General features: G+C 75.8%; 18 protein-coding genes. 6 read left to right on the forward strand and 12 right to left on the reverse strand.

Annotated elements, in window-relative coordinates; all coding sequences use genetic code 11:
- Positions 1-15 precede the first annotated feature (15 nt).
- From ftsL to mraZ, 3 genes are all read right to left on the reverse strand, one after another.
- Positions 16-990 carry a cell division protein FtsL gene (ftsL, locus tag AC5R91_RS09735; RefSeq protein WP_495396819.1) on the reverse strand — a complete coding sequence of 325 codons (975 nt, stop codon included), beginning with the start codon at positions 988-990 and terminating at the stop codon, positions 16-18.
- On the reverse strand, positions 987-1964 hold the full coding sequence (gene rsmH / locus AC5R91_RS09740; RefSeq protein ID WP_495396820.1) for a 16S rRNA (cytosine(1402)-N(4))-methyltransferase RsmH: 978 nt from the start codon (positions 1962-1964) through the stop codon (positions 987-989). The genes ftsL and rsmH overlap by 4 nt, the downstream gene beginning before the upstream one ends.
- A 265-nt stretch (positions 1965-2229) precedes the next feature.
- Entirely contained in the window at positions 2230-2661 is a 432-nt protein-coding gene (mraZ, locus tag AC5R91_RS09745) for a division/cell wall cluster transcriptional repressor MraZ (protein ID WP_044883597.1), read from the reverse strand.
- A 446-nt stretch (positions 2662-3107) separates the two neighbouring features.
- Between mraZ and AC5R91_RS09750 the strand changes: the two genes are divergently transcribed.
- The 3 genes from AC5R91_RS09750 to AC5R91_RS09760 are packed head-to-tail and all read left to right on the forward strand — an operon-like array spanning position 3108 to position 8133.
- Positions 3108-4136 carry an AAA family ATPase gene (locus AC5R91_RS09750; RefSeq protein WP_055406569.1) on the forward strand — a complete coding sequence of 343 codons (1029 nt, stop codon included), beginning with the start codon at positions 3108-3110 and terminating at the stop codon, positions 4134-4136.
- Between the two features lie 8 nt (positions 4137-4144).
- A complete protein-coding gene (locus AC5R91_RS09755) occupies positions 4145-5497 on the forward strand; it encodes a DUF58 domain-containing protein (RefSeq protein ID WP_495396821.1) in 1353 nt (450 codons plus the stop codon).
- Positions 5494-8133, forward strand: coding sequence for a transglutaminase TgpA family protein (locus tag AC5R91_RS09760; RefSeq protein ID WP_495396822.1), 2640 nt, complete (start codon positions 5494-5496; stop codon positions 8131-8133). The genes AC5R91_RS09755 and AC5R91_RS09760 overlap by 4 nt, the downstream gene beginning before the upstream one ends.
- Before the next feature lie 33 nt (positions 8134-8166).
- Here the strand turns inward: AC5R91_RS09760 and AC5R91_RS09765 are convergent, their stop codons facing one another.
- The 9 genes from AC5R91_RS09765 to AC5R91_RS09805 form a co-directional block, all read right to left on the reverse strand.
- On the reverse strand, positions 8167-8574 hold the full coding sequence (locus AC5R91_RS09765; RefSeq protein WP_495396823.1) for an SCO2097 family morphological protein: 408 nt from the start codon (positions 8572-8574) through the stop codon (positions 8167-8169).
- A 168-nt stretch (positions 8575-8742) separates the two neighbouring features.
- Positions 8743-9963 carry a DNA polymerase IV gene (dinB, locus tag AC5R91_RS09770; protein ID WP_495396824.1) on the reverse strand — a complete coding sequence of 407 codons (1221 nt, stop codon included), beginning with the start codon at positions 9961-9963 and terminating at the stop codon, positions 8743-8745.
- Positions 9953-10825: a methyltransferase domain-containing protein gene (locus AC5R91_RS09775; RefSeq protein ID WP_495396825.1), complete on the reverse strand. Its 873-nt coding sequence runs from the start codon at positions 10823-10825 to the stop codon at positions 9953-9955. The genes dinB and AC5R91_RS09775 overlap by 11 nt, the downstream gene beginning before the upstream one ends.
- Before the next feature lie 77 nt (positions 10826-10902).
- On the reverse strand, positions 10903-11070 hold the full coding sequence (locus AC5R91_RS09780; RefSeq protein ID WP_495396826.1) for a hypothetical protein: 168 nt from the start codon (positions 11068-11070) through the stop codon (positions 10903-10905).
- Between the two features lie 90 nt (positions 11071-11160).
- A complete protein-coding gene (locus AC5R91_RS09785) occupies positions 11161-14475 on the reverse strand; it encodes an error-prone DNA polymerase (protein ID WP_495396827.1) in 3315 nt (1104 codons plus the stop codon).
- Positions 14468-16141 carry a DNA polymerase Y family protein gene (locus AC5R91_RS09790; protein WP_495396828.1) on the reverse strand — a complete coding sequence of 558 codons (1674 nt, stop codon included), beginning with the start codon at positions 16139-16141 and terminating at the stop codon, positions 14468-14470. The genes AC5R91_RS09785 and AC5R91_RS09790 overlap by 8 nt, the downstream gene beginning before the upstream one ends.
- Before the next feature lies 1 nt (position 16142).
- Positions 16143-16841 carry a DnaE2-dependent mutagenesis accessory factor ImuA' gene (gene imuA', locus AC5R91_RS09795; protein WP_495396829.1) on the reverse strand — a complete coding sequence of 233 codons (699 nt, stop codon included), beginning with the start codon at positions 16839-16841 and terminating at the stop codon, positions 16143-16145.
- Between the two features lie 6 nt (positions 16842-16847).
- Positions 16848-17420, reverse strand: a complete 573-nt coding sequence (locus AC5R91_RS09800; protein ID WP_495396830.1) for an SAV_6107 family HEPN domain-containing protein — start codon at positions 17418-17420, stop codon at positions 16848-16850.
- Between the two features lie 65 nt (positions 17421-17485).
- Positions 17486-18142, reverse strand: coding sequence for a hypothetical protein (locus AC5R91_RS09805; RefSeq protein ID WP_495396831.1), 657 nt, complete (start codon positions 18140-18142; stop codon positions 17486-17488).
- Positions 18143-18540: 398 nt separating this feature from the next.
- Between AC5R91_RS09805 and AC5R91_RS09810 the strand changes: the two genes are divergently transcribed.
- The 3 genes from AC5R91_RS09810 to AC5R91_RS09820 all read left to right on the forward strand — a co-directional run bounded on the left by AC5R91_RS09810 (position 18541) and on the right by AC5R91_RS09820 (position 26429).
- Positions 18541-22515 (forward strand): BTAD domain-containing putative transcriptional regulator, encoded by a 3975-nt coding sequence (locus AC5R91_RS09810; protein WP_495396832.1) that lies wholly within the window; start codon positions 18541-18543, stop codon positions 22513-22515.
- 5 nt (positions 22516-22520) lie between these two features.
- Positions 22521-23306, forward strand: a complete 786-nt coding sequence (locus tag AC5R91_RS09815; protein ID WP_495396833.1) for a spheroidene monooxygenase — start codon at positions 22521-22523, stop codon at positions 23304-23306.
- Between the two features lie 447 nt (positions 23307-23753).
- A complete protein-coding gene (locus AC5R91_RS09820; protein ID WP_495396834.1) occupies positions 23754-26429 on the forward strand; it encodes an NAD(P)/FAD-dependent oxidoreductase in 2676 nt (891 codons plus the stop codon).
- Positions 26430-26579 lie beyond the last annotated feature (150 nt).

Consider the following 26579-nt stretch of genomic DNA (forward strand, 5'->3'; position numbering starts at 1 on the left):
CGGAGAGGGCGGAGCTCACCGCGCGGGCCCACCCCGGTCAGCGCCGGCCGTGCCGGTCGAGGTCGCCGTGCCGGTCGAGGTCGCCGTGCCCGACGGCGCCCCGGCGCCCAGCCCGCTGCCGCCCGCGCCCGGGACCGGCGCGGTCCCCGAAGCCGGCTGCTGCGATCCCACGGCCGCGCCGGCCGCCGCGGGGCCGGTCGCCGCGCCGCCCGTGCCGGTCGCGCCCACGGTCGTCTCCGCGCCGATGGCAGCGCCCGCGGTACCGGTGGCGGCGGCCGCGGTACCGGTGGCGGTGGCCGTGCCGGCGGCCGCCGCCGTGCCGGCGCCGGTGTTTGGGCCGGCGCCGGTGTTCGCGCCGGTTGCCGCCGCGGCGCCCATGCCGGCAACCGCCGTCGTGCCCGTCCCGGACCCGGCAGTGCCCGCGCCGGCCGGAGGCTGCTGGCCCGCCGGTGCGGGCACGATCACCAGAACCGAACCGCTGCCCGGCTCCCGGGACAGCACCCGGGCGCCCGGCGGCAGCGGGGTGCCCGGCGCGAGGTACTCGGGCACCCCGCCGGGCACCATGCCGAAGCGGCTGGCCTGGGCCGCCAGCGCCGCCGGGTCGGAGAGCTGGTCGGCCCGCACCGCGAGCGACTGTTCTTCGTCCGCCAGGGCGGAAGCCCGGTTACGCAGAGTGTTCTCCTGAAACGAGTTCTCCATCAGCGCGAGGTTGAGCCCCAGCAGACCCAGCAGGCCGGCACCGAGCAGGACCAGCAGCAGGACGACGAACGGCCCCTTGCGAGCCCCCGTCGGCGCCGGGCGAACCACCGTGAGCCGCGTCCGGACGGGGGCCCGCCGCACCGGGGGGTCGAGGACCGGAGCCGTCGCCGCGGCGGTGCGCACCGCCGCGCCACCCGGCACCCGGCCCGCCCGGGCGCCGGCGGGCGGGCCACCGGCGCGGCCGGCGCCGCCCCGCCCCGCCCGGGAAAGCGGCTGCGCGGGAGCGGTCACGATGCACCTCCGGTGGTGGGCTGGGCACGGTCCGGGTTCGGAGCCGTGCGTTCGGCGGCCCGCAACCGCACGGACGCGGCCCGCGGGTTGTCGGCCTTCTCGACCTCGCTCGCCGGCTCCGCGCCACGGGTGAGCCAGCGCAACCGCGGCTCGGCGCCGGCCGGCACCACGGGCATGTCCGGCGGCACCAGCGTCTCCGCGTAGCCGCGCAGCTCCCGCTTGACCAGCCGGTCCTCGAGGGAGTGGTAGGACAGCACGACGAGCCGGCCGCCGACGGCCAGCGCGTCGAAGGCGGCGGGCAGGGCCCGGGCGAGCACGTCCAGCTCGGAGTTGACCTCGATGCGCAGTGCCTGGAAGGTGCGCTTGGCCGGATTCCCGCCGGTGCGCCGCGCCGGCGCCGGGATGGCGTCGCGGACGAGGTCGACCAGCCGCGCGGAGGTGGTGAACGGCTCGACGGCGCGGGCCCGGACGACCGACTCCGCGATGCGGCGGGCGAACCGCTCCTCGCCGTAGTCCCGCAGGATCCGCGCCAGCGCGGCGGCGTCATAGGTGTTGAGGACCTCGGCGGCCGTCCGGCCGCGGGCGGCGTCCATCCGCATGTCCAGCGGCGAGTCCCGCGAGTAGGCGAACCCGCGCGCGTCGGTGTCGAGCTGCAGGGACGAGACTCCGAGGTCGAACAGGACGCCCTGTACCCGCGCGGATCCGAGCCCGGCGAGGACCGTGCCGATCTCGTCGTAGACGGCGTGGACGAGCCGCACCCGCTCGGGTGCGAGTGCGCGCAGCCGCTCGCCGCTGTGCGCCAGGGCGTCGAGATCGCGGTCGAGACCGACGACCCGGACCTCGGGGAAGGCGGCGAGCAGGGCCGCGGCGTGCCCGCCGAGCCCCACCGTGGCGTCCACCACCACGGCACCCGGCCTGCTCAGGGCCGGGGCCAACAGTTCCAGCACGCGGTCGGTCAGCACAGGCGTGTGCATGGCGTTCAGCGCTGAGCCTCCCTCGACCGCTCGTGGACCTCGTCTTCAGATGTGCTGACGGGCTCGTCCGGTGCGGCGGCATCCCGAGCGGGACGCGCGAGCACCGCCGGTGCGGCGGAATCCGCACGCTGGACCGCCGTGCGTGGCCAACCCGGCACGCTCCCCACCGTGCCGGCCACCGGGGAAGGGGCGGCCGGAGGGGCGGGGGCGGGCGTAGGCCGGAACACGTGTTTCGGGCGTCCGGATCGCGAGATCCCAGGGCAGCTCAGATAACTCCGGGCAGGACCTCCTCGGACAGCTCGGCAAAGCTCTCCTCCTGGCTTTCCAGGTAGGCCTGCCAGCGCTGGGCGTCCCAGATCTCGACCCGGGTGTTCGCCCCGTTGACGACGCAGTCGCGCGTCAGCCCCGCGTAGGTGCGCAGCGGGGTGGGAATGGTGATCCGCCCCTGCCGGTCCGGCGCGTCGTCAGCAGCCGAGGAGAAGAACACCCGGCTGTAGTCGCGCAGCGCCTTCGCCGTGACCGGGGCGGTGCGCAGGGACTCGCTGATCCGGGTGAACTCCGCCATCGGGAAGACGTACAGGCATCGTTCCTGCCCTTTCGTGATCACAAGCCCCCCCTCCAACTCGTCCCGGAACTTCGCGGGCAGGGTCAGCCGCCCTTTGTCATCCAGTCGTGGCGTGTGGCTGCCGAGAAACACCGGCAACCTCCCTGCCGCTGCCGGGAAGACAGCGCCAGGTCACCCCGCGACGGTCAACCGTTAGCTCCTGTCCCCCACTGCGCGCCACTCTACTCCACTGCCCCCCACCCGACACCCCCTCAACACCCCGCGCCACCCCACCGAAACCACTCCGACATCAGGCGCGCGTGATGCCCGCACAAGGACTGGTATAAACCCCCTGAAATTGGTAGGAAAGTCTCTTATCTACGGAGGATCGAGCGGCCCCACCCGCGCGTCGACCGGGGCTCGGCGGGTGGGGGGCCCGCCACCTGGCGCCCCCCACCGCCGGCCCGGTCTCGGGCATGTTTCCTTGACCACGGTGGCCTGCACGGCCGCTGTGGATGTCACACTCGGGAGGGGGACGGGTTTCGTCGGGGCCGGCTCCGCGCAGCCCGAAAGCCCGACACCCGGAGGGGGGCCAACTAGTGGTGACCGACCCAGGTCTGCTCCACTGGCGTGACCCGGTGGCCGACATCGGCCACCTTGCCGAGATCGCCGACCGGGTCCGGGCGCGCGTCGAGACGGTCATCGACGGCAAGTCCGAGGCGATCACCACGGCCCTGGTGGTCCTCCTCTCCGAGGGCCACCTGCTCATCGAGGACGTCCCCGGGGTCGGCAAGACCATGCTCGCCAAGGCCCTCGCCCGCTCCATCGACGCCCGGGTGCGGCGCATCCAGTTCACCCCCGACCTGCTGCCCAGCGACGTCACCGGCGTCAGCGTCTACAACCAGGGCACGCGGGACTTCGAGTTCCGCCCCGGCCCGGTGTTCGCCAACATCGTCGTCGGCGACGAGATCAACCGGGCCGAGCCCAAGGCGCAGTCCGCCCTGCTGGAATGCATGGAGGAGCACCAGGTCACCGTCGACGGGGTCACCTATCGGCTGGAGTCGCCGTTCATGGTCATCGCGACCCAGAACCCGGTGGAGATGGAGGGCACCCGGGCGCTGCCCGAGGCGCAGCGGGACCGCTTCACCGCGCGCATCTCCATGGGCTACCCCTCCCCCGCCGCCGAGATGGCGATGCTCGACAACCACGGCAACGCCAACCCCCTGACCGGCATCACCCCGGTCACCGACGCCGCCGAGATCGCCCGGCTGATCTCCCTGGTGCGCACCGTGCACGTGTCCCCCGAGGTGCGGCACTACATCGTCGACCTTGTCGGCGGGACCCGGGTGCATCCCGAGATCGCGCTCGGGGCGTCCCCCCGGGCGGCGTTGCACCTCATCCGGGCCGCCCGCGCCCGCGCCGCACTGGACCAGCGCGCCTTCGTCCTGCCCGACGACGTGCAGGAGATGGCCATCCCGGTGATGGCGCACCGCCTGCTGCTGCACCCGGAGATCATGCTCTCCGGCGAGCCCGGCACCGAGGTCGCCGCCCGGATTCTGACCGAGGTCCTGCACCGGATCCCCATTCCCCGGCCCGGCACGGCACGCCCGGCCCGGCACGGCCGTTAGAGATCCGTGTGCGGGACTTTGTCGCGGCGCTGCGCGGCCTGACGGTCCGCGGCCGGTCGTTCCTCGCCGCGGGGGCGGCCTGCGCCGTGTCCGCGATCATTCTCGGCGAGCAGGACCTGCTGCGCATCGGGCTGCTCGTCGCGAGCCTGCCGGTGCTCGCGGCGGCGGTCGTCTGCCGCACCCGCTACCGGCTGTCCTGCACGCGCCGGCTCGAACCGCGCCGGGTCACCGCGGGCGACCGGGTCAGCGTGCGCATCCAGTTGGAGAACGTCAGCCGCTCGTCGTCGTCGGTGCTGCTGGTGGAGGACACGACGGGCTCCGGTCTGGGCGGCGGCGCCCGCTTCGTGCTCGACCGGATCGAGCCCGGCGGCAGCCGTGACCTCTCCTATGCCCTGCGTGCATCGGTCCGCGGCCGCTACCAGATCGGGCCGATGGCGATCCGGCTCGGCGATCCGTTCGGGCTCTGCGAGCTGTCCCGCAGCTTCCGCAGCCTCGACGAACTGATCGTCGCGCCCGCCGTCGAGCGGCTCCCGCCGGCCCGGCCGGGCGCCTCGGCCAGCGTGAGCGCCGAGCTGCGCCGGGCCACCGGCCTCGTCGGCGAGGACGAGACGACCACCCGGCCGTACCGGTCCGGCGACGACCTGCGCAAGGTCCACTGGAAGACGACGGCCCGCAGCGGCGAGCTGATGGTCCGGCGCGAGGAGCACCCGCAGACCGGCGCCGCGGCGATCCTGCTCGACACCCGGGTGCGGGCCTGGCCGGACTCCGGCCCCTCATCTGCGTTCGAATGGGCGGTCAGCGCCGTCGGCGGGATCGGGCTCCACCTGGTCCGCGGCGGCTACCGGGTCCGCCTGCTCACCGACCGCGGGCAGGTCACGACCGCAGCCGGCGCGACCGTCTCCGGGCTGCTCGACGAACTGTCCACGCTCGCCCCGGTCGACGCCGAGTCGCTGCACCCGGCGCTCGCCGCGCTGCGCCGCCCCGGCGGCGACCGGGGCGGCCTGCTCGTCGCCGTACTCGGCCACGCGGAGCCTGCCCAGATCACGACGCTGGCCGCAGCGCGCTCGCACCGTGCCCCCGCGATCGCCGTCCTCGTCGACGTGACGAGCTGGCACCCCCACCCGGCGGCCGCCACCGACCTCGCGGCGGCGCGGACGGCGCTGACCCGCGCCGGCTGGGCCGTCCTCGTCGCACGGCAGGGTATGAGCCTCGCCTCGGTGTGGCCGCGGGTGACGACGCTGGCGGGCCAGTCGGGATTCGCCGGCGCCCACCGCGCGGACGATCGTGGGGGCGATCGTGGCGGCGGGCCGGCCTCGGCGGCCCGGGCCGCGGGACAGCCCTCGCGCCGGTCGGCCCGGTGAACGTCCGCCCGGTTCCCACCGTCGTCGCCGCGGCCGCCTGTCTGCTGTCCACCAGCGCGCTGTCCCGGCTGTTCGACGGGACGCTGTGGTGGATGCGGCCCGTCGTGATCGCCGTCGTCGTCGCGGTGGCGACCGCGATGCTCGGCCGGTTGCTGCGGCTGCCGGTCGCGGCCGCCGTCCTGCTCAGCCTCGTCGGGCTCGTCGGCACCGTGACCGTGCTGTGCGCCCGGGGGACGGCGCTGCTCGGGGTGGTGCCGACCGCCGGGACGGTGCGGACGCTGCGCGCGCTCATCGCCGGCGGCAGTTCGGACATCTCCCGGCTGGCGGCGCCGGTGCCGCACCGGCCGGGGCTGGTGGTCCTGACCGTCGTCGGCATCTACCTCGTCGTCATGGTCGTCGATCTGATCGTCGTGACGTTGGACCGCCCAGCCCTCGGCGGGCTGCCGCTGCTGGCCCTGTACGCGGTGTCCGCGGCGATCCTGCCCGGCGGGGTCGGCACCGTCCCGTTCCTGCTGGGGGCGGCGAGCTTCGTCGCGCTGTTGCTGCTGGACGGTCGGTTGGCGTTCGGCCGGTGGGGCCGGACGGTGTCCGACGCCGGGCGCGGGCGAGGCGAGCGCGAGGCGTTCGGCGGCCGGCTCACCGTGAACGCGCTCGGGGTGGCGCTCGCCGCGCTGCTCGTCGCCGTCGCGGTGCCGCTCGGCCTGCCGTCGCTGGACGGCGAGGGGCTGGTGTCGCGCAAGGGCGGCTACGGCGCCGGAGACGGGCCGAGCTCGGCCAGCGTCGTGCAGCCGATCGTCTCGGTGAGCCAGCAGTTGCACGCCAGCAAGCAGGTGCCGCTGCTCAGCGTGCGCTCGCAGACCCCGCGGTATCTGCGCCTGACGGCGTTGGAGAACTTCGACGGGCAGCTGTTCACCCTGCGGGCGCTCAACGCCACCCGGGACAACCGGGTCAGCGAGGGCCTGCCGAAGCCGCGCCTCGGCGGCACCACGGCGCAGGTCAGCGCGGACATCGCCGTCACCACCCGGTTCAACGAGCTCTACCTGCCGGTCCCGGGCATCCCCACCAAGATCAAGGGACTTGCCGGCGACTGGCGGCTGGCCGCCCCGACCGGCACGATCTTCTCCACCCGGACCTCGACCGCGGGCGTGCGTTACCAGGTCGACGCGACCGCGCCGAACCCGACCCGGGCCGAGCTGGAGGCCGCGACCGGGCCGACCCCCGCCGATCTGACCGTGGACACCGCGCTGCCGGACAACCTCGACCCCCGCCTGCGTCAGCTCGTCGAATCGATCACCCGCAACGCGCGTACCCCCTACGAGAAGGTGTACGCGATCCAGCAGCACCTGCGCGGGCCGCTGTTCACCTACGACCTGACGGGCGCGCCGACCACCCAGGAAGGTGCCCTCGCCGAGTTCCTCTTCGAGTCGCACCGCGGGTACTGCGAGCAGTTCGCCTCCGCGATGACCGTCATGGTGCGGATGCTCGGCCTCCCCGCCCGGGTCGCCATCGGTTTCGTGCCCGGCGAGCAGCAGGCGGACGGCAGCTACCTGATCACGAACCGGCAGGCGCACGCCTGGCCCGAGGTGTGGTTCCCCTCGGTCGGCTGGGTGAGCTTCGAGCCGACCCGGCGTTCGGACGGGGCGACGGCGGCGCCCTCGTACGCGCCCGCCGGCATCGACGATCCGGACGGGGCGGCCGCGCCCCCCGGCGAGCAGAGCGCGTCCGGCGCCCAGGTGCTGCCCGAGCCGGTGCCGGTCCCGATGCCCAGCGCCGGGGCGAACCCCGACGACCCGACCGCGACGCACCCCCCGACCGCGGGCGAGGACACCGACACCTCCCCCGGCGTCCCCGCCTGGGTGATCTGGCTGTGCGCGACCGTTCCGCCCGTGGCGGCCCTGCTGGCCACCCCTGCGATCATCCGGTTCCGGCGGCGGCGGGCCCGACTGCGACACGGTCAACCCGACGGCGGGGCAGGGGCCGCCGTCGGCGGCCCGCCCGGCCGGACCGGCGCGCAGGGCGTCGACCAGGTGCACGACGCCTGGGCGGAGCTGCTCGACGTCGCCTCCGACCTCGGCATCACGATCCGGGTCAGCGACTCGCCGCGGGCCGGGGTGGCCCGGCTGACCGCCTACCTCGACGCCGAACCCGAGCCCGCGCAGCGGTCCGACCCGGCGGTCGACCACCAGGCCGATGCCACCGCGGCGACGCAGGCCGGTTCCCAGGGCGACCCGATGCCGGCCGCACGGTCGTACCCCCAAGCCCGCGAGGCGCTGGCCCGGCTGGCGGCCGCGGAGGAGCGGGCCCGGTACGCGCCGCCGGAACTTGCTGCCCCGCCGCCGCAGGCCGAGGTGAGGCGGGACGTCGCCACCGCCTCCGGGACACTCTGGGCGGTCGCCCCGCGAACCCGCCGGATCATGGCCCGCCTTGCGCCGCCGTCGGTGTTCCGCCGCCGTGAGCCGGACGAACCGGGCCGCGATCGCGCCGGCCGGATCCGCCGGTACCTGCGGCGGCACCGCACGGACACCGGACCGGGCCGCCCCGGTGACGGTCCGCGGCCCGCGACGGTGAACGATGCCGAGGCCCGTGTCCCCGAGCCGGCGCGCAGCGGTGGATCAGCGCCGCCGGACGGCCCCTGAGACCGCCCGGACGACGGGGAGATTCCGCGCCGGCTAGGGCCGGTCTTCCCAGCGGCGCCGCCAGCGCTCCTCGACCCGTTCCATGAAGGGCGCCTTCGCCCGGGATCGTCCCTTCGACCGGCCCCGGCCGCCGGGCCGGCGGCCGCCTGTGTCGCGCCCGCTGATGCGACGCAGGTCGGCGGCCCCGCGCAGCGCGGCGAACAGCATCATCAGGAACCCGAGGATGCCGAGGATGACGGTGAGCGGCACCCGGTTGAGCACCACGCCGACCACCAGGACGGCGAGCCCCAGCAGGAAGACCACCGCACTGCGGCGCACCCGGCGCAGCAGGTACGTGCGGGGGTCCGTCGACCGCACGGTGCTGGCGAACTTCGGGTCATCCTCAACGAGAGCGCGCTCGATCTGCTCCAGAAGGCGCTGCTCGTTCTCCGAGAGCGGCATCGACGCTCCTCCCACGACCTACAGGTCCGGCAGACGGAACCTGACAACCAAGAATAGGCATGCGCGGGCGGGTGCGGTAGGCAACCCGTCATGCCGGTTGGAACCGAGCCAATCACCTCACGTGTCCCGTGCCCGAAGCAGCGGCGTTCATGCCCGGACACGCCGTCGTCACGGTGGGCCCGGCGGGGGCCCCTCGGGCCGGTCGAGCAGGGCCGCCGGACCGACCGCGCCCGCGCCGAACCGGTCACGCGCCCGGTCGGCGGCCCGGTCCAGCTCCGCCCAGCCGTCGGGCCGCTCCCCGAGCAGTAGCTGCCTGCTGCCGCCCCCCGCGTCGACGAGGTTGCCGGCCCGCACCCCCAGCAGGCGCACGGCCATGACCTCGGCGCCGGCGACCCGGCCGCCCCCGAGCAGGCCCAGATCCGTCACCAGGTCCGTCGCGGTGGAGTAGATCGCCTGGGACACGTCGGTGCCATCACGCAGCGTACGGGCGCGGGTCACGGTCCGGAAGTCGCCGTAGCGCACCTTGACCGAGATGGTCCGGGCGCGCCGGTGCCGGTGCCGGAGCTGGCCGGCCACCCGTCCGGACAGGCGCAGCAGCTCCCGAGCGAGCGCGGCCGGCTCGGTGAGGTCGGTGGCGAAGGTGCGTTCGGCGCCGACGGTGACCTCCGTGGTGGCGGGATCCACCCGCCGCTCGTCGATCCCCCACGACAGCCGGTGCAGGTGGGTTCCGGCGGCGTCCCCGAGCGCCCGGCGCAGCGTGTCCACCGGGGTGTCCGCGATGTCCCCGATCGTGCGCAGCCCCAGCCGGGTCAGGGTGGCCTCCGCCCGCGGGCCGACGCCCCACAGCGCCCCGGTCGGCAGCGGATGCAGGAAGGCGAGCACCTCGTCGGGGGCGATGACCGCCAGCCCGTCCGGCTTGCACCGAGTCGAGGCGATCTTGGCGACGAACATCGACGGCGCGACGCCGACGGAGCAGGTGAGGTCCTGCTCGGCCGCCACCCGCCGGCGGATGTCCGCGGCGATCCGCGGCGCCGACCCGAACAGCGCCCGCGCGCCGGCGACGTCGAGGAACGCCTCGTCGACCGACAGGGGGGCGACCAGCGGGGTGACGTCCCGGAAGATCTTCATGATCTCGACCGAGGCCGCCCGGTACGCGGCGTGGTCGGGCGCGACCACCGCCGCGGTGGGACATCGGCGCAGCGCCCGCGCCATCGGCATCGCACTGCGGACCCCGTACGCCCGGGCCTCGTAGGTCGCCGACAGCACCACCCCACGCTCACCCCCCGCAACGATCATGGGCCGGCCACGGAGCTCGGGCCGGCGGCGCAGCTCCACCGAGGCGAAGAAGGCGTCCATGTCGACGTGCAGGATCGTGCTCTCAGCGCCCATGGGAACCCGTGCCGCCCGGGCTGCGGGCAAGGACGTGTAGCTGCGCTGCCAACGCCCGGAACGGCTCGCGCCCGGCGGCCGCAAGCTCCAGACGCAGCAGCCGCCGCGTCGCCAGGGCGTCGGGCAGGCGCTCCCCCGGCACCAGATCCGCGAAGATCCGCACCCCGTGGACGTCGAGCACCTCCGCCCCCGCGGCCCGGACCAGCGCGACGACTTCGGCGGTGGTGAACCGCCGGGGCGCCCGACCGGCTGCCGGCTCCCTGCCCGCCGACGAGCCGTGATCCGTGCCGGACGGCCGATGCTCGGGGGGCGCGTCCTCGACGAGCGCCGCGAGGGCGGCCTCGAACTGCCCGGCCAGCGCGCGGGCGAGGACCGCGGCGGCGAGACCGGCCACGACGACGCTGAGCGCACCACCCGGCCGCAGCACCCCCAGCGCCTGCGCGAGCGCGGTCTGCGGGTCGTCCACGACGTCCAGCACCGAATGGCACAGCAGCAGGTCGGCCTGCCCGGCGCCGACGATGCCGGTCAGGTCACGCAGGTCCCCCTGCATCGAGGTGACCCGTCCGCCGAGCCCCCGCTCGGCTACGCGCCGGCGCAGGGCGGCCAGCGCGTCGGGCGAGGGATCCACCACGACGACCCGGTAGCCGGCGGCCGCGATCGGCACGGCGAAGCCGCCGCTGCCTCCACCGGCGTCGACGACGAGCGGCCGGCGCGCCCCCACCACCGGCTCACCCGGTACCCCCGTCCCGGCCTCCGTGGCCTGGTCGACCGGGGCCAGCGGGGCCGGGCGGGGCAGGACTGCCCACAGACCGTGCCAGATCGCGGCCTGCCGCAGATCGCCGCCGGTGACATGGTCGGCCATCGACACCGCCTCCTCCCCCCAGCCGCCCACCCCGGTCGGCCCGGTCGGGCGCGGGCGGGTCAGCGGCCCACGGCGGGTCAGCGGCCCACGACGAGGCCGATGGCGACGCCGACCGCGAGCCCGCCGACCGACATTCCCAGGATCTGTAGCACCCAGGCGTTGCGGCGGGCCACGGCGGACGGCGCGGCACGGTACGCCCTCCGATGCGCGCCGTGATGCCGGAGCCCAGAACCGGTGAGAGCCATCGATGATCACCCGCTTCGTCACGCGCAGCACCCCAAGAGATAACCGATAGTGAACGACGGCTACGCTGCGCGCAACAGCGGACGAGTGGATCATCGAAAGTCCCGGGAGCGGGAGGTGACGGCGACCGGCAGCGGCCACATCCGCTCGGCGATCACGTTGGTCACCCCTTCGGCCCGTTCGAGGCGACCGCGGACGACGAGGGCCACCGCCGTGCGAGCCACCACCCGATGGCGCGTCCAGACGCCGGGCGAGCAGATCACGTTCACCAGGCCCGTCTCGTCCTCCAGGTTGACGAAGGTCGTGCCGCCTGCCGTCGCAGGCCGTTGACGATGGGTGACGATCCCGGCGACCAGGACCCGCCGGCCCGCCTCGGCGTCGCGCAGACCCGACGCCGCCGTCACCCCCTGGGCGGTGAGCCGCTCCCGGAGGAACCGGGTGGGGTAGCCCTCGGTCGTGATCCCCGTCGCCCAGAGGTCGGCCACGGACTCCTCGACCTCGGTCATCCCCGGCAGGTACGGCGCGACGGCGGTGACGTCGGCGCCGAAGACCATCCCGTCGAGCCGGTCCGGGCGGGCCTGCGCCACGGCACCGGCCGCCCACAGCGCCTCGCGCCTCGTCGCCCCGAAGCAGGCGAACGCCCCCGCGGTGGCCAGTGCCTCGACCTGATCGACGGACAGGCCGACCCGGCGGACGAGATCGGCCATGTCGGCGTAGGGGCCGCCCGCCGCTCGCGTCTCGACGATGCGGCGGGCCAGGCTCTCCCCCACCCGCCGGACCCCGGACAGGCCGAGCCGGACCCGCGGTTGCGCGCCGACCAGGCTGGCCCCGACCGCGGAGGCGTTGACGTCCGGCCGCAGCACCTCGACGCCGTGGCGGCGGGCGTCGGCGACCAGGCTCTGCGGCGAGTAGAAGCCCATCGGCTGCGCGTTCAGCAGCGCGGCGCAGAACGCGGCCGGGTAGTAGAGCTTGATCCAGGAGCTGGCGTACACCAGGAACGCGAAGCTCACCGAGTGGCTCTCGGGGAACCCGAAGTTCGCGAAGGCGGACAGCTTGGTGAACAGGTCGTCGGCCAGCGCGCCGGTGATGCCACTGGCCGCCATCCCGGCGTAGAGCCGCTCACGGAGCCGTTCGATGCGTTCGGCGGACCGCTTGGAGCCCATCGCCCGGCGCAGCTCGTCGGCCTCCGCCGCGGAGAACCCGGCGATGTCGATCGCCATCTGCATGAGCTGTTCCTGGAACAACGGAATGCCCAGGGTCTTCGCCAGGGACCGACGCAGCAGCGGGTGCGGATAGGTGACCTCCTCCGCCCCGTTGCGGCGACGGATGTAGGGGTGGACCGACCCGCCCTGGATCGGCCCGGGCCGGATCAGCGCCACCTCGATCACCAGGTCGTAGAAGCGCCGGGGCCGCAGCCGAGGCAGCGTCGCCATCTGGGCGCGGCTCTCCACCTGGAACACCCCGATGGAGTCGGCCGCGCACAGCATGTCATAGACCGCCGGATCCTCCGGCGGGATCAGGGACAGGTCGAGGTCGCGGCCGTGGTGGCTGCGGATGAGGTCGAACGCCTTGTGCAGCATCGAGAGCATGCCGAGCCCGAGCAGGTCGAACTTGACCAGGCCGGCGGCCGCGCAGTCGTCCTTGTCCCACTGGATCACCGTCCGCCCGGGCATCCGGGCCCACTCCACCGGGACGACCTCCCCGACCGGGCGGTCACAGATCACCATGCCGCCGGAGTGGATGCCGAGATGCCGGGGGAACCCGAGCAGCCGGTCGGCCAGGTGGGTCACCTCGGGCGGGATGTCGTGTTCCGGGCCGCCGTCGCCCGACGGCGACCCGGCCGCGGGGATGGACCACCGGTCGAGCTGGCGGGACCAGGCATCCTGCTGCCCGGCGGAGAAGCCCAGGGCGCGTGCCACGTCCCGCACCGCCGACCGCGGCCGGTAGGTGATCACATTTGCCACCTGGGCGGCCCGGTCCCGCCCGTAGCGCCGGTAGACGTACTGGATCACCTCCTCCCGCCGCCCGGATTCGATGTCCAGGTCGATGTCGGGCGGCCCGTCACGCTCCGGGGCGAGGAAACGCTCGAACAGCAGGCCGAAGGAGACGGCGTCCACCCCGGTGATGCCCAGGGCGTAGCAGACGGCCGAGTTCGCCGCCGAGCCCCGTCCCTGGCAGATGATCCGGTGCCGGCGGCAGAACTCGACGATGTCATGGACGATCAGGAAGTAGCCGGGAAAACCGAGCTGCTCGATCAGCCTCAGCTCGTGGGCAAGCTGGTCATAGGCACCGGCGATCCGTTCCTGTCCCGCCGGGCCGTACCGGCGCGCGGCGCCCTGCATGGTGAGCAGCCGCAGCCAGCTCGCCTCGGTGTGCCCCGGGGGAACCGGGAAGTCGGGCAGCCGCGGCGCGACCAGGTGCAGATCGAAGGCGCACTCGGCGCCGATGCGGGCCGCCTGCTCCACCGCGGCGGGAAACCGGGCGAACCGCTGCGCCATCTCCGCGCCGGACCGCAGGTGCGCGGTGCCCGCAGCCGGCAGCCAGCCGTCCATCTCCGCCAGGCTGCGCCGCGCCCGCACGGCGGCCATCGCCGCCGCCAACCGGGCCGCACCGGGCGCGGCGTAGTGGACGTTACCGGTCGCCACCAGGGGCAGTCGCGCGGCGCGGGCCAGCTCGGCCAGGGCGTCGTTGCGGGCCGAGTCCAGCGGATGGGCATGATCGGCAAGCTCCACAGCCACGTTCTCCCGGCCGAACAGCTCCGCCAGCTCCGCGAGGGCGGCCCCGGCGCCGGCGGGACCGGAGCGGGCCAGGGCCCGGGGAACCGTGCCCTTGCGGCATCCGGTGAGCACCTGCCAGTGCCCGCCGGCCGCCCGGGCACAGTCCTCGGGCTCGGCCACCAGTCGGCCCTTCTCCCCGCCGGCCAGGTGGGCGTCGGACAGCAGCCGGGCCAGCCGCCGGTAGCCCTCCGGGTCGCGGGCGAGGACGAGCAGGTGGTCACCGTCGGGATCGGTCTCCCCCGCGCGGGCCGCCCGTGCCCCCAGCGAGATCTCCGCCCCGAAGACGGTCCGCAGTCCCACCTCCCGGGCCGCCTCCGCGAAGCGGACAACGCCGTAGAGCCCGTCGTGGTCGGTGAGCGCGAGCGCCGACAGCCCCAGCCGCACCGCCTCCTCCACGAGCTCCTCCGGCTGGCTCGCGCCGTCGAGGAAGCTGAACGCGGAATGACAGTGCAGCTCGGCGTAGGGAACCGTCGCGGCCGGGGCGGCCCGCAGCCCCGCTCGCGGCCGGTAGGGGGCCCGCTTGCGCGACCAGGCCGGGCTATCCCCGCCGTCGCCGGGTTGACCGGTGCGGGCCGACGCGTCCCGTCCCCGGCCGCCGCCCGCCAGGCCGGCCGCTGCCGGTTCAGTCATAGGACGCCTCCACCCACCACCGCCCGCCCGCGACGGCGAGCAGGTACGCGCACCCCTCGGCGACGCTGATCTGGAAACGGGCCCGCCGGCGGGCGTCGGCGTCCCACCAGCGCTCGTCCACCGGCCACGGCCCCGCCCAGCCGGTCACCGGCATCGGCGGGCCCGCGCCGATCGCCAGCCGCGCGGGCGGCGCGGTCACCGTGCACCGGGCGCTGACCCCCACCGGCTCCCCGGCGTCGTCGAGGACGCTGGCCACCAGCGGGGGTCGGTGCACGAGGGTCGGGGCCGGGGCCGGCAGGATCCCGGGCCACGGCCGGTCCAGCCCGGTGGCCACCCGAGGCTCCCCCCAGGGCACCAGGCGGATCCGGTCCCCGGGATCGCGGCCACCGCCGACCACCGCGGTGAGGACGGCGTCCGGACCGAGCAGCCCCTGCACCCGGGTGAGGGCGCGGCCGACCCGCGCGGCGGCGGCCCCCGGCTCCCCCCACAGCCCGAGCTGGCGGCCGTCCGCGGGCACCAGCCCCACCGGTTCGATCCGGAGCCGGACCACCCCGGCCGTGGGCCCCGCCGACCCCGCCTCGGCCGCGCCCCGCGGCCGGGGCGGCACGGCGGCGTGGGCGACCTCGTCGCCGGCCGAGGCCGAGCCGGCCAGCCAGCCGTCGAGCTGCCAGCGGACGCGGTCCGTGATGGCCGCGGCCGCGAGCGGGCCGTCGTGGCGCCACGTCCGCACATGGTGTTCCCCGTGGCCGGTCTCCGCCTCCATCCGGATTCCGGTGCAGGCCAGCCCATGCTCGCGGAGCCGGTCATGGGCCTGCTCGGCCAGCCGGCGGGCGGCGAAGGCCGCCTGTTCGACCCGTTCGGCCGGCGGGTCGAACGCCGCGGCGACGCCAAGGTCGACAGGATGCTCACGCGGGGTCACCGGACGGGGATCCTCGCCGCGGGCGAGGCGGTGCGCCCAGTCTCCGGGCGGCCCGAACCGGGCGGCGACGTCGGCCGCCGGGAGAGCGGCGAAGCTCCCGAGCGTGACCAGCCCCAGCCGGCGGAGCAGATCGACGAGCTCGGCGTCGCCGAGCAGGTCGACGGGTTGCGGGGCGAGGAAGGCCGCGGTCCCCCCGGGGGGAACGACCGCCTCACCGCGGGCCGCGATCCCGGCCGCGAACGGCCCGTCGGCCACCCCGAGGCCGCAGCGCGGCGCCGGCCCGACCGCCTCGGCCACTCCGCCCGCCCCAACCACCCCGCTCGACCCAACCACCCCGCCCGACCCGGCCAACCGGACCGCGGCGGGCCAGGCCGCCGTCAGCGCCCGGCGGACCTCGGCGCGGGCGGCCTCGACCCCGCCGAAGTACCGGGCGACGCCGCGCACCGGGACGACGCATGCGCCCGGGCCGCGCACCTCGACGCCGGAGGCCACCGACTCCACCGCGGCGACCAACGGCTCGAAGACCCGGGCGGCACGGCCCGGGTCGTCGGGCACGAGGGTGATCTCGGGGCAACGGGCCTGCGCCTCCCGGCGGCGCAGCCCCGGGCGAATCCCGGCGCGCCGGGCGGCCGGGGTCGCGGCGACGACCCGCCCGGCGGCCAGCACCGCGCCGGGCTGGTCCGCCGCGATCCCGGCCGCCACGACCGGCCAGTCCGGGTAGTGCACGGCGAGCATGCGGACAGGCATGTCAGGCCACCTCGACCGGAAGGGCGCGCACCACCGCGGGCACCGTCCCACCCGCCTCGACGGCCGGCGGGACCGAGGCAGGCGGCGCACCGGCCCCGGTCAGCCACGCCCGGCGGGGGCGGCGCGCCGCCCCGCGCCCGGACACCTCCACCAGCAGGTTGGGTGCGCACACCTGGCCATGGCCGGCGCCCAGGCCGTCCCATCGCCGCTCGACGGCGGCCACCCGCAGATCGGCACCCTCCCAGCCGTCCACGGCGACCAGGACGGCGCCGCGCTCGCGCGCCCGCGCGGTCAGCCGCCGACCGTCCGCCGGGCGGGACCGGGCCGGCGGACGGACCACCACCACGTCCATGGCGTCCAGCAGCGCGGCCACGACCACCGGCCAGCGCTGGCCCGGCACCGGGACCAGGGCGAGGCGTTCCAGCACGATGCCCGCCTCGGCGGCGGCGAGCACTCCGAGCTGGGCGAAACCCACCACCGCGCACCACGCGCCCGCCTGGGAGGGCCCACGCAGCAGGGTCAGCAGCAGCGAGGCGGACCCGGTGACGGCGATGGTCGTCCCCCGGCGCAGCCCCGCCTCGGGAAGAATCGCGGCGAGGGTGGGGACCACGGGCAGCAGGCGCTCGCCGGTGTCCCCCACCCGCGGCGCCGCACCGCGGGCGACCTCCTGCAGGGCGGCCAGCGCCGCCGGACCGGCCACGGCCGGCTAACCCCGCCGCGGCGGGACGGCCGCGGCTGCCGCGGCATCGGCGGGACCGGTGCCGGCGAGCACCGGCTGGGACGGCAGCCCCAGCGCGCCCTCGACGACGCCGATGAACTGGTCGACCAGACGGATCAGATCGTCGGCCTCCCGCCGGCCCACCACGTTCAGGCCGGCCTCGGCGGCTGCCCGCCGACCGGCGCCCGCCGCGAAGAAGTCCGCCCATTCGACGAGCTCGGGAGCCACCCGCACGAGCAGGCACCAGGCGCTGACCGGCCGGCCCCGCCGGCCCGGCCGGGGCCGCGCCCGGTCCGCCAGCACGGCGGCGGCGGCCCGCAGGGCGGCGAGATGGGCCAGGGCGTACCGCTCCCCGGCCCGGGGGGCGTACTCCGCCTCCCCGAGACCGCGCCGGGCGGCGGCGAGCAGCTCGTCCCGGGAGCGGTGGGGCAGCCCCGCCGCGGGCAGGAGGGCCCGTCCGGGCGGCCCGCTGGATGCTGCGCGCCCGGCGGACGTACCCTCCACCCCGACGGCTCCGCCCGCGGGGCCCGCGCCGCTGACAGGTCGACTCACGACGGCCATGACACCCTCCCGGTGTCGAACACAAGTTCGAACACCTGGAAGGTAACCTCCTCCCGGCCGGCCCGTCAAACACCCAGCTCTCGAACACGCGAGCGAGCCGGCACGGCGGTGCTGGTCTCGAGCAGGCGCAGGAACCAGGCCAGCACGAGCAGAGCCACCACGTCGGGCACCCAGCCCAGGCGCGGGTCCGGGACATCCCCCCGATGGGTATCCCCCGGACCCGCGTCCGACGCCCGGACCACCCGGGTGACCTCCGGGGCGAGCAGGTCGGGGTCGGCCACGACGAGCGCCGTCCCGTCCAGTGCGAACCGGATGATGTTGACCTCGCGGTGCCCCACCAGGCCGCTGGCGAACTCGCCGCGGGTCGGCGTGAGCCACCGCAGCACGCAGCCGTCCGCCAGGCGCACCCGGCCGCCGGCCCGGTCGGCCGCGAAGGCCGCGACCGGCACCCGCCCCATCGGCTCGACCAGCCGCACACCCTGGCCGTCGAGATCCAGCTCCAGGACGAACGGGCGCCGGGCGGCCATCAGCTCGACCCGCCCCCGCGACGCCCAGTCCGCGAGCACCGCCTGCTCGTCGGTCTCGACCCACACCTGCCGGACCGCGCTGCACCGGCTCGCCGCGGTGACCCGGAAGACCACCTCGTGCGGCAGGCCGCCGGCGCGCCGGGGGAGGACGTCCGCCTCGGCGCCGACCCCCGGCAACGGCAGCGTGCAGGTCATGGGCCGTCCCGCGACCGCCCCGGCGCGCGTCCCCGACGCCCCCGCCGGCGAGGGCGCCCGCCCCGGCGCCCCGGGCCGTCGCGACAGGATCCTCGTCACCGCGATCGCCATGATCCCGACACCTCCTACCGCGCCGGCCGACTGCCGGCGGTCCGTCGTCCTCGGTTCTCGTCGCTCCGGAGTGCACAACAGAGACGTCAACGACCGGTGCACGCACGGTCACCGCCGACGTTGAGCGAACGTTGACAGGTCCCGTGCGCCGCGCCGGGATCACCGCGGGGGCGGTCCTGACGCGGAACCGACAGCGCCCGCGGGGGTTCGATGGTTGCCGCGGGCTCCCCCGCGGGCGCACGCTGCGATAAACAGACATCACCCCGGGGCCGTGACGAGAGGACCAGATGCCCGACCGCGACAGCCTGCAGTTCGCCATCCTGGGTCCGCTGGAGGTCACCGCGGCCGGGAAACCCGTCTCGCTGGGCGGCGCCCAGCGCAAGGTCCTGATGACCGTCCTGCTGCTCGAGGCCGGCAAGGCCGTGCCGATCCCCCGGCTGATGGAGGTGATCTGGGGCGACTCGCCGCCGGAGGGGGCGCTGCGCACGCTGCGCACTCACGTCAGCGAGCTGCGGCGGGTGATGGCGGACGACAAGCCGCCGCGGATGCTGGTGCGCAGGGGCGCGGGCTACCAGCTCGACGTGCGGGCGGAGCAGATCGACGTCGAGCGGGTGCGGCGGCTGCTGGCGCAGGGCCGGCGGGCGGTGGACGACGGCGACCCGGTGAGCGCGATCGCCCCGCTGCAGGAGGCCCAGTCGCTGTGGCGGGGGCCGCCGCTGGTCGACGTCGCGGACCATCCGTTCGCGCACGGCTACACGGAGGCGCTCACCGAGCTCCAGCTCGACGTGGCCAAGACGCGGATCGCCGCCGACCTGTCCCTGGGCCGGCACCGAGAGGTCATCGGCGACCTGCGGATGCTGGTCACCCGCCATCCGCACGACGACGGCCTGCGCCGGGAGCTGGTCGTCGCCTTCTACCGGGACGGCCGGACCGAGGACGCCGCCCGGGCCTGCCGGGACGGCCTGGAGGCCCTGCACGAGCTCGGGCTGGACTCCCCGATGCTGCGCCGGCTGCAGGAGGACGTGCTGCGCGGAGCGCCGGATCTCGCCTGGGCGCCGCCGCGCTCGCTGGGCCGCCCCGCCCAGGTCGCGCCCACCGGCTCCGGCGGCTACCAGCTCCCGCCGGACACCCCGGAGTACACCGGGCGGGACACCATCCAGGCCCGGGCGCACGCCGTGCTCACCGATCAGGTGGCCCTGGCCCGGGGCACCGTCACGGCGGCCTTCGCCGGCAAGGCGGGCGCCGGCAAGACGGCACTGGCCGTGCACATCGCGCACCGCATCCGCGCCAGGTTCACCGACGCGCTGTACGTGGACCTGCGCGGCACCAGCGAGCCGCTGGAACCGACGCGGGTGCTCGCCCGGTTCGTCCAGGCGCTCGGGGTCAGCCGGGCCGCGGTCCCCACCGACCCGGACGACCTGGCGGAGATGTACCGGGAGCTGCTCGCCACCCGCAAGGTGCTGATCATTCTGGACAACGCGGCGGGTGAGGCACAGCTACGTCCGCTGATGCCGACGAGCCCGGGCTGCGCCGTGCTCATCACCAGCCGGTCGCGGCTGCACGGGCTCACCGTGCCGTACTGGATGGTCGACGTCCTCATCCCCAGCGACGCGGTGGAACTGCTGGCCAAGGTGGTCGGGGCGGCGCGGGTCGAGGCCGAGCCCGAGGCGGCGCGCGACATCGTCGGCCTGTGCGGGTACCTTCCGCTGGCGATCCAGATCGCCGGGCGCAAGCTGGCCGCGCACCCGCACTGGCGGCTGGCGCGGCTGGCTGGCCGGCTCGCCAACGAGCGGGACCGGTTGTCCTGGCTGGAGGTCGGCGACCTGGAGATCCGGGCCAGCTTCTCGCTGAGCTACGAGGGTCGGCCGGCCGACGAGCAGCGTGCCTTCCGGCTGCTGTCGCTGCCCGCGGTCAACGACTTCGCGCCGTGGGCCGCGGCGGCCGTGCTCGACGTCGATCTGGACGAGGCCGAGGACGTCGTCGACCGCCTCGCCGACGCGCAACTGCTGGAGCGGCGTGGCGTCGACGCGACCGGCACGGAGCGCTACCGGTTCCACGACCTGCTGCGCGTGTTCGCCCGGGAGCGGGAGACCGGGGTCGGGACGGCGATCGGCCAGCTCGTGCCGACGGCGCCGAGCGCCCACCCGGGGTCCGCGGACGCGGAGCGGGCGGGGGACGGCCACGGCGTGCGGTCCCCGGCGGCCGCGCCCGAAGGTGGCGTCGACGCCGACGGCGACGGCGGGCACGGGGCCTCCGACGCTGCGAAACCCGACGATCCGCCGACGTTGTCCGGTGAACACCGAGCGGCGCTGAGCCGACTGCTGTACGCCTATCAGGTGATGCTGCGTGAGGCGGTCGACACCTTCAGCCCCGGGCGCGTCCGGACCCTGTCCGCCGACGGGCCGGACGCCGGTTTCGTCGCGCAGGCCGCCGCCCGGTTCGCCCGCGCGGACCTCGCCGAGGTCGTCCGTCAGCCGCTGGTCTGGTTCGGCGGGGAACGCTCGAACCTGCTGGCCCTGGTCGAGCAGGCGCAGGCGGCCGGGCTCGACCAGCCGACCTGGCTGCTCGCCGTCGAGGCCGCGGAGTTCTACGCGTTCGCGGCGCACTGGGGCGACTGGGCGCGCACCCATGCGCTGGGCCTGGCCGCCGCCCGCCGCACGGGGCACCGCCTCGCCGAGGCCGAGCTGCTGACCAGCCTCGGGGAGCGAGAGATCGTCCTGACGTTCGAGGAGGCGTTCTGGCGGTTGGACGCCGCCGGGGCCGACCCCGACGGCGAGCCCGCGGTGGCGGTCACCGCGGTCACCCAGGACGCGCTCGAGCGCCTGGCGCTGGCCACGGAGCGATTCGCCCGGGCACGGGAGATCTTCGCCGAGTACGGCGCGGAGCTGGGCGAGGCGCGGGCCGTGCGCGGGCTCGCCGACGCCTGCCGCGGCCGCGGCGAGTTCGCCGCGGCGCTGGCCCACTTCGAGACCTGCCTGGGGACGATGCGGCGGACCGGGGCCCGCCGCCTCGAGGCGGAGACGCTGGTCGCCCTCGCCATGACCCACGGCGACCGCAGTGAGCTCGCCGACGGCATCACCTGCCTGACGATGAGCCTGTCGATCGCCCGGGAGCTCGCCAACCTGCCGCTGGAGGCGCAGGCCCAGCGGCGGCTGGGCGATCTCTACCGCTACCGGGAGCGCCCCGAACAGGCGCTTGCGGCCTACAACGAGAGCCTGCCGCTGCTGGCCGAGCTGCCCGATCCGCTGTGGGAACCGCGTGTACTGGTCCGCCGCGGTGACATCCTCGCCCAGCTCGACGACCATCCCGCGGCCCGGCGTTCCTGGCAGCAGGGCATCACGCTGCTACGCCAGCAGGGCTCCCCGGAGCTGGCCGCCGCCGAGGAGCGGCTGACCGCGCCGGTCACCACCGAGCCGACCCAGTTCACCGGCGGCCGGCTGCTCGGCGCCTTCGAGCCGGCCTACTTCATCGCCCGGGTCGCCGCCTCCCGGCGCAGCGTGCGGTTACTGAACACCTGGACGGACCTGGTCTCCGCGCCGCACCGGGACGCCTTCACCGACGCGGTGCTGGCGGCGATCGACGCCGGGGCGATCGTCCAGATCCTGCTGCTCGACCCGGACTCGCCGGCCGCGGCGGCGCGGACGGCCGACCTGTCGCACCGCATCGACGTACCCGCCGAGATCCGGGCGAACCTGCTGGTCCTGGACGGGCTGCGGGAACGGCTCACCCCGGTCCTGCGTCCCCGCCTCGCCGTGCGGCTCTACGCCGAGCAGCCACTGACGACCTATCACCGCTGGGACTCCGGCGCGCTCGTGTCGAGCTTCCCGGTCGGCTACTCCTCGGCCGCCGCGACCCAGCACGAGGCGACGATCTCCTCGACCCTCGTCCAGTTCGTCGAGCAGCACTTCGAGCGGCTGTGGAGCCCGGCGGGCAGCGCCGCCCTGGACGACCACCTGCGCGTGCCGTTGCAGGTCCTTCGGTCGGACGCCGACCCGGTCGACGTGCGCGCCGAGTTCGTCCGGCTCGACGGGGCGGTGTACATCGCCTCCCCGGAGCTGGCCGCCCTGCTGCGCCACGCCGGACCGGACGGCCTGGTCGCGGCGGTGGCGGGCAACGGCCGGCACGCGCTGTCCGGCATCGGCCGCGCCCGGGTGGTACCGCTGCGTGACGACGCCGGCGCCGGGGTGGTGGCGACGGCCTTCACGCAGAAGTACGGGGCCGCGCGCGACGGCCTGCTGCGACTGTCCTCGGTGCGGAGTTGAACGCGATGAGAACGGCGGTCCCGATGAACCCGGCCAACCCCGCCGCCCTGCTGGTGACCGTCGACTTCTGGCGGGTCCCCCGCCGCCGGATCGGCCACGCCCTGGCCCGGGTCGCCGCCGACCGCTCCGCGCTGCGGCACGTCACCGGGCTGACGTTCGCCAAGCTGCTCGGCACCGGCTCGGCGAGCAGCCTCGGCCTGCGCGGCGCCGACCCCTGCCAGTGGGCGATGGTCTCGGTCTGGGAGACGCCGTCGGCGGCGCGGTCGTTCGAGCGGTCCGCGCAGGTGCGGGCCTGGTCGGTGCTGGCCGAGGAGCGGTGGCGCATCGATCTGCACCCGCTGTCCTCGCGCGGGCGGTGGTCGCGGCGGGAGCCGTTCGGCGACTTCACGGCCGCGGCCGCGCCGACCGCCACCGCCACGGGCACGAAGGTCGCGGTGATCACTCGGGCCCGGGTCGCCCCCCGGCACACGCTCACGTTCCGCCGCGCGGTCCCGCCGGTGGTCGCGGACCTTGCTCAGGCCGAGGGCCTGCTGTTCGCGGCCGGGATCGGCGAGGCACCGATCGGGCTGAAGGGGACGTTCAGTCTCTGGCAGGACGCGGCGTCGCTGCGCCGGTTCGCCTACGGCCGGCCGGCGCACAGCGAGGTCGTCCGCCGCACCCCCGAGGTCGGCTGGTACAGCGAGGAGCTGTTCGCGCGGTTCGCGGTGCTCGGCTCCCGCGGCACGCTCGGCGGACGCGATCCGCTGCTGGCCCTGCTCCCCGACCCGACGTTGACGGCCCCCCGACCTTGACGGTCCCCCGACCTTGATGACGTTGACGGTCCCGTGACGTTGCCAGGCCCTTCCGGCGTCGCCAGGCCCTCCCGACGATGCCAGGCCCTCCCGACCATGCCAGGCCCTCCCGACCATGCCAGGACCTCCGACGTTGACGGCCCGTTGAAGGTGCCGTGCCCGCCCGGCCGCCCCGGGCCGGCACCGGGTTCGGCGGTTTGACAACCCGTTGACGGACGTCCGCCACGGTGGGGAGGTCCGGCGGCGAACCGGATGAGGCAGCCCGACGAACCGGATGAAGCGAACCGCATGCCGATGCCCCGTGACCAGGCACGTGCCCAGGTGTCCGCAGGTGCCCAGGTGTCCGCAGGCCAGGCACCCCCCGAAGCGACGCCCCGCGGTCCAGCGCCGCGCCCCCCGGTTACGCACAGGTCCATCCCCCATCGCCGGGTACTGATCGCCACGGCGGTGGGCACCCGCGTGGCGGACCTGGTCACCCGGGCCGGCAGCGCGGTCCTGCGCCCGGAGCTGGCGGCCCGCCCGGCCGAACTCGCCGACGCGCTGGTCGAGCTGCGACCGCACACCCTGGTCGTCGGCGCCAACGCGGTCGACGCCACCACCCTGCGGCGATGGGCCGCGGCGGTCCGCGCAGGGGGCCCGGCTTACACGGGCAGCCCGGCCCCCGCGGGCGGCCCCGTCCGCGGGGGTGGCCCGGGCCAGGTGGGTGGCCCGGGCCAGGTGGGGTCAGCGCGGTCCGACGCCGACCGCGAGCTCCTGCTCGTCCGCCGCGGCACCTCGCTGGCCGCCGTCGACACGGCCGCCGCCGCCCGGCTACGGATCGAGGTGCGCAACACCCCGGAGGTCAACGCCCGCCACGTCGCCCGGTTCGTGACCGACCGGCTGTTCGGCCCCGCCGGCGGCAGGGCGGCGGCGCCCGCTCGGGAGCAGCCCCCCGTTCTCGAGCAGACCCCCGTTCTCGAGCAGACCCCCGCCCGAGAGCAGGAGCCACGGCGGCCGGGCGTCCTCGGGCTGCTCGGCGCCGGCAACATCAACGGACGGGTGGCCCGGGACGGCGCCGCGCGGGGCTGGCGCCTGGTCGTGCACTCCCCCTCCCTCGTCGCCGATCCCGCGTCGGTGGACGCCTGGGCGCGCCACCACCGGCTGCCCGCCGACCGGGTGCGGATCGCCCGCACCGTGGAGGAGGTCCTCGAGGCCGCCGACGCGGTCGCCGTCGCCGTGCCGCTCGTCCACGCCGGGCCGTGGGCGACCGTCGACATGATCGATGAGCAGGAGCTCAAGGCGTTCACGGGCGAGCGGATCGTCTCGGTCAGCGAGCCCGAGGTGTTCACCGAGCGCGCCCTGCTCGACGCCTACGACCGGCGTGATCTCACGGTCGTCCTGGACAACGCCCCCCGGCTGCTCGCCCCGGTGCGGGAGCTGCTGGCCGCGCGGATCGACGGTGACGGCGGCGCCCCGCGCCCCGGGTTCACCCTGTGCTCCGCGGCGATGCGCTCCGACGCCTGCGACGACGACCTGGATCAGGCCATGCTCGCCGTGGTCGGCCGAGCGGACCTGGACGAGCTGACCGGCGCAGACCTGCTCGGACCACAACCCGATCATCCCGGCGCGGGCCGGGACACTGACCGCCGGGTCGACGAGGACCCGGCACCTGACGATCCCGCCGCGGGCGGCCACGGCGTGGTGGTCGTCGGCGGCGGGATCGTCGGACTCACCGTCGCACTGCTGCTGCGGCTGCGGGGGTACCGCCGGATCCGGGTGCTCGATGCCGCGCCGGCGGATCGCGCGGATCCGGACCGGCAGGGCACGACGTTCGGGGGGGCCAACGCGCGGCACCTGTCGGCGACCGAGACCCTGCCGCCGGCGGACGCGGGCCGGGCCGGCATCCTCGACCGCGATCCGGCGGACGGCGGCTGGCGGCTGCGCGACCCCGCCTCCCTGAGCGCGGCCGAGCTCGCCTGGTCAGAGGCGTTCGACCGGGGCACCGACCGGCCGGGCCTGCACGCGACGACCCAGGAGCTGGTAATCGCTCTCAACCGGCTGGGGCTGCGCGGCTGGGAGCGCCTGTTCGCCGTCGACGGCGCGGGCTGGCTGGCCGGCCTGCGCCGGGACGCCCGGCTGGCCCGGATCTACCTCGGTGCCGCCGACCTCGCCGCGGGCGAACGGCTCCAGCGCGCGGCCGGCACCGGCGCCGTCCACCTGCCCGGTGGGACGCTGGCCCGGGACTGGCCGGGCCTGGGCGACTCGGTGCCGCTGCCCGGCGGCGTGCGGGAGATCGCGGGCGCGGTCGAGGTGGACGGCTACGCCGTCAACATCCACGATCTGGCGACGGCGCTGGCCAGGCGGCTCACCGACCTCGGCGTCGAGGTGTGCGCCGGCGTCCGGGTGCGTGGGCTCGACCCGGGCTGCGGCCCCAGCACGAACAGCGCCACCTGGGCCGAGATCGGCCCGGCTGGGCAGCCAGCACCGGCGGTGCAGCCAGAACCGGCGGTGCGGCTGCGTCTCGACGACGGCTCGGTGCTGCCGGCGGATCACGTCGTGATCACCACCGGGGGCCGCGACCTGGACCGCCTGCTCGGCGCCGCCTGGCCCGGGGCCGGCGCGGTGGCGCATCTGCTCGGCCTGTCGCTGACCCTGCCGAACCCCGGGCTGCGCCGCCCAGCGAAGATCCACGCCGGCGACCCCCTCGGCGTGATCAACGTCTCCCTGTCCCCCGACGGCACACTCATCCACGTCAGTGGCGGCTTCGGCTACCTGGGCCTGGCCGAGCGCCATGCCGCCGCGGCGGGGATCGCGGGGCTGCGGGACGTCGCCGAACGGGCCATCGCCGGCCTGTTTCCGGCGCTGCGGCGGGCCGACGGCAGCCCTGACGTGCGCGACGTGCGCGTCTGCGAACGTCCGACCACTCCCGACGGACTCCCCCTCGTCACCGCGCTACCGGGCCACGCCGGCCGGGTCCTGGTGGCCGCAGGGACGAACGCGGGCGGCGCGGTGCAGGCTCCGGCCGTCGCCCTCCTGGTCGCGGACCTGCTCGACGACGCCTCCCGCTGCGCGGGCCTCGCGATGGCGGGCGACCGGATCGGCCTCCCGCACATCCCGGAGAAAGTGCCCTGCGCATCAGAGTAATGACGTTACGTGGCAGGCACTCCAGTCGCCCGGCGCGCCCCGCAACTGGCGCGTTATCGTCGAGCAACGTGTTGGTGTACCCCGACCTCCTGGTTCGCCAGACCCGTTCGCGGGACCGGGTCGACGCGCCGAGGGACGGACAGGAGGCGA

The sequence above is a fragment of the Frankia sp. BMG5.60 genome, assembly GCF_059428125.1.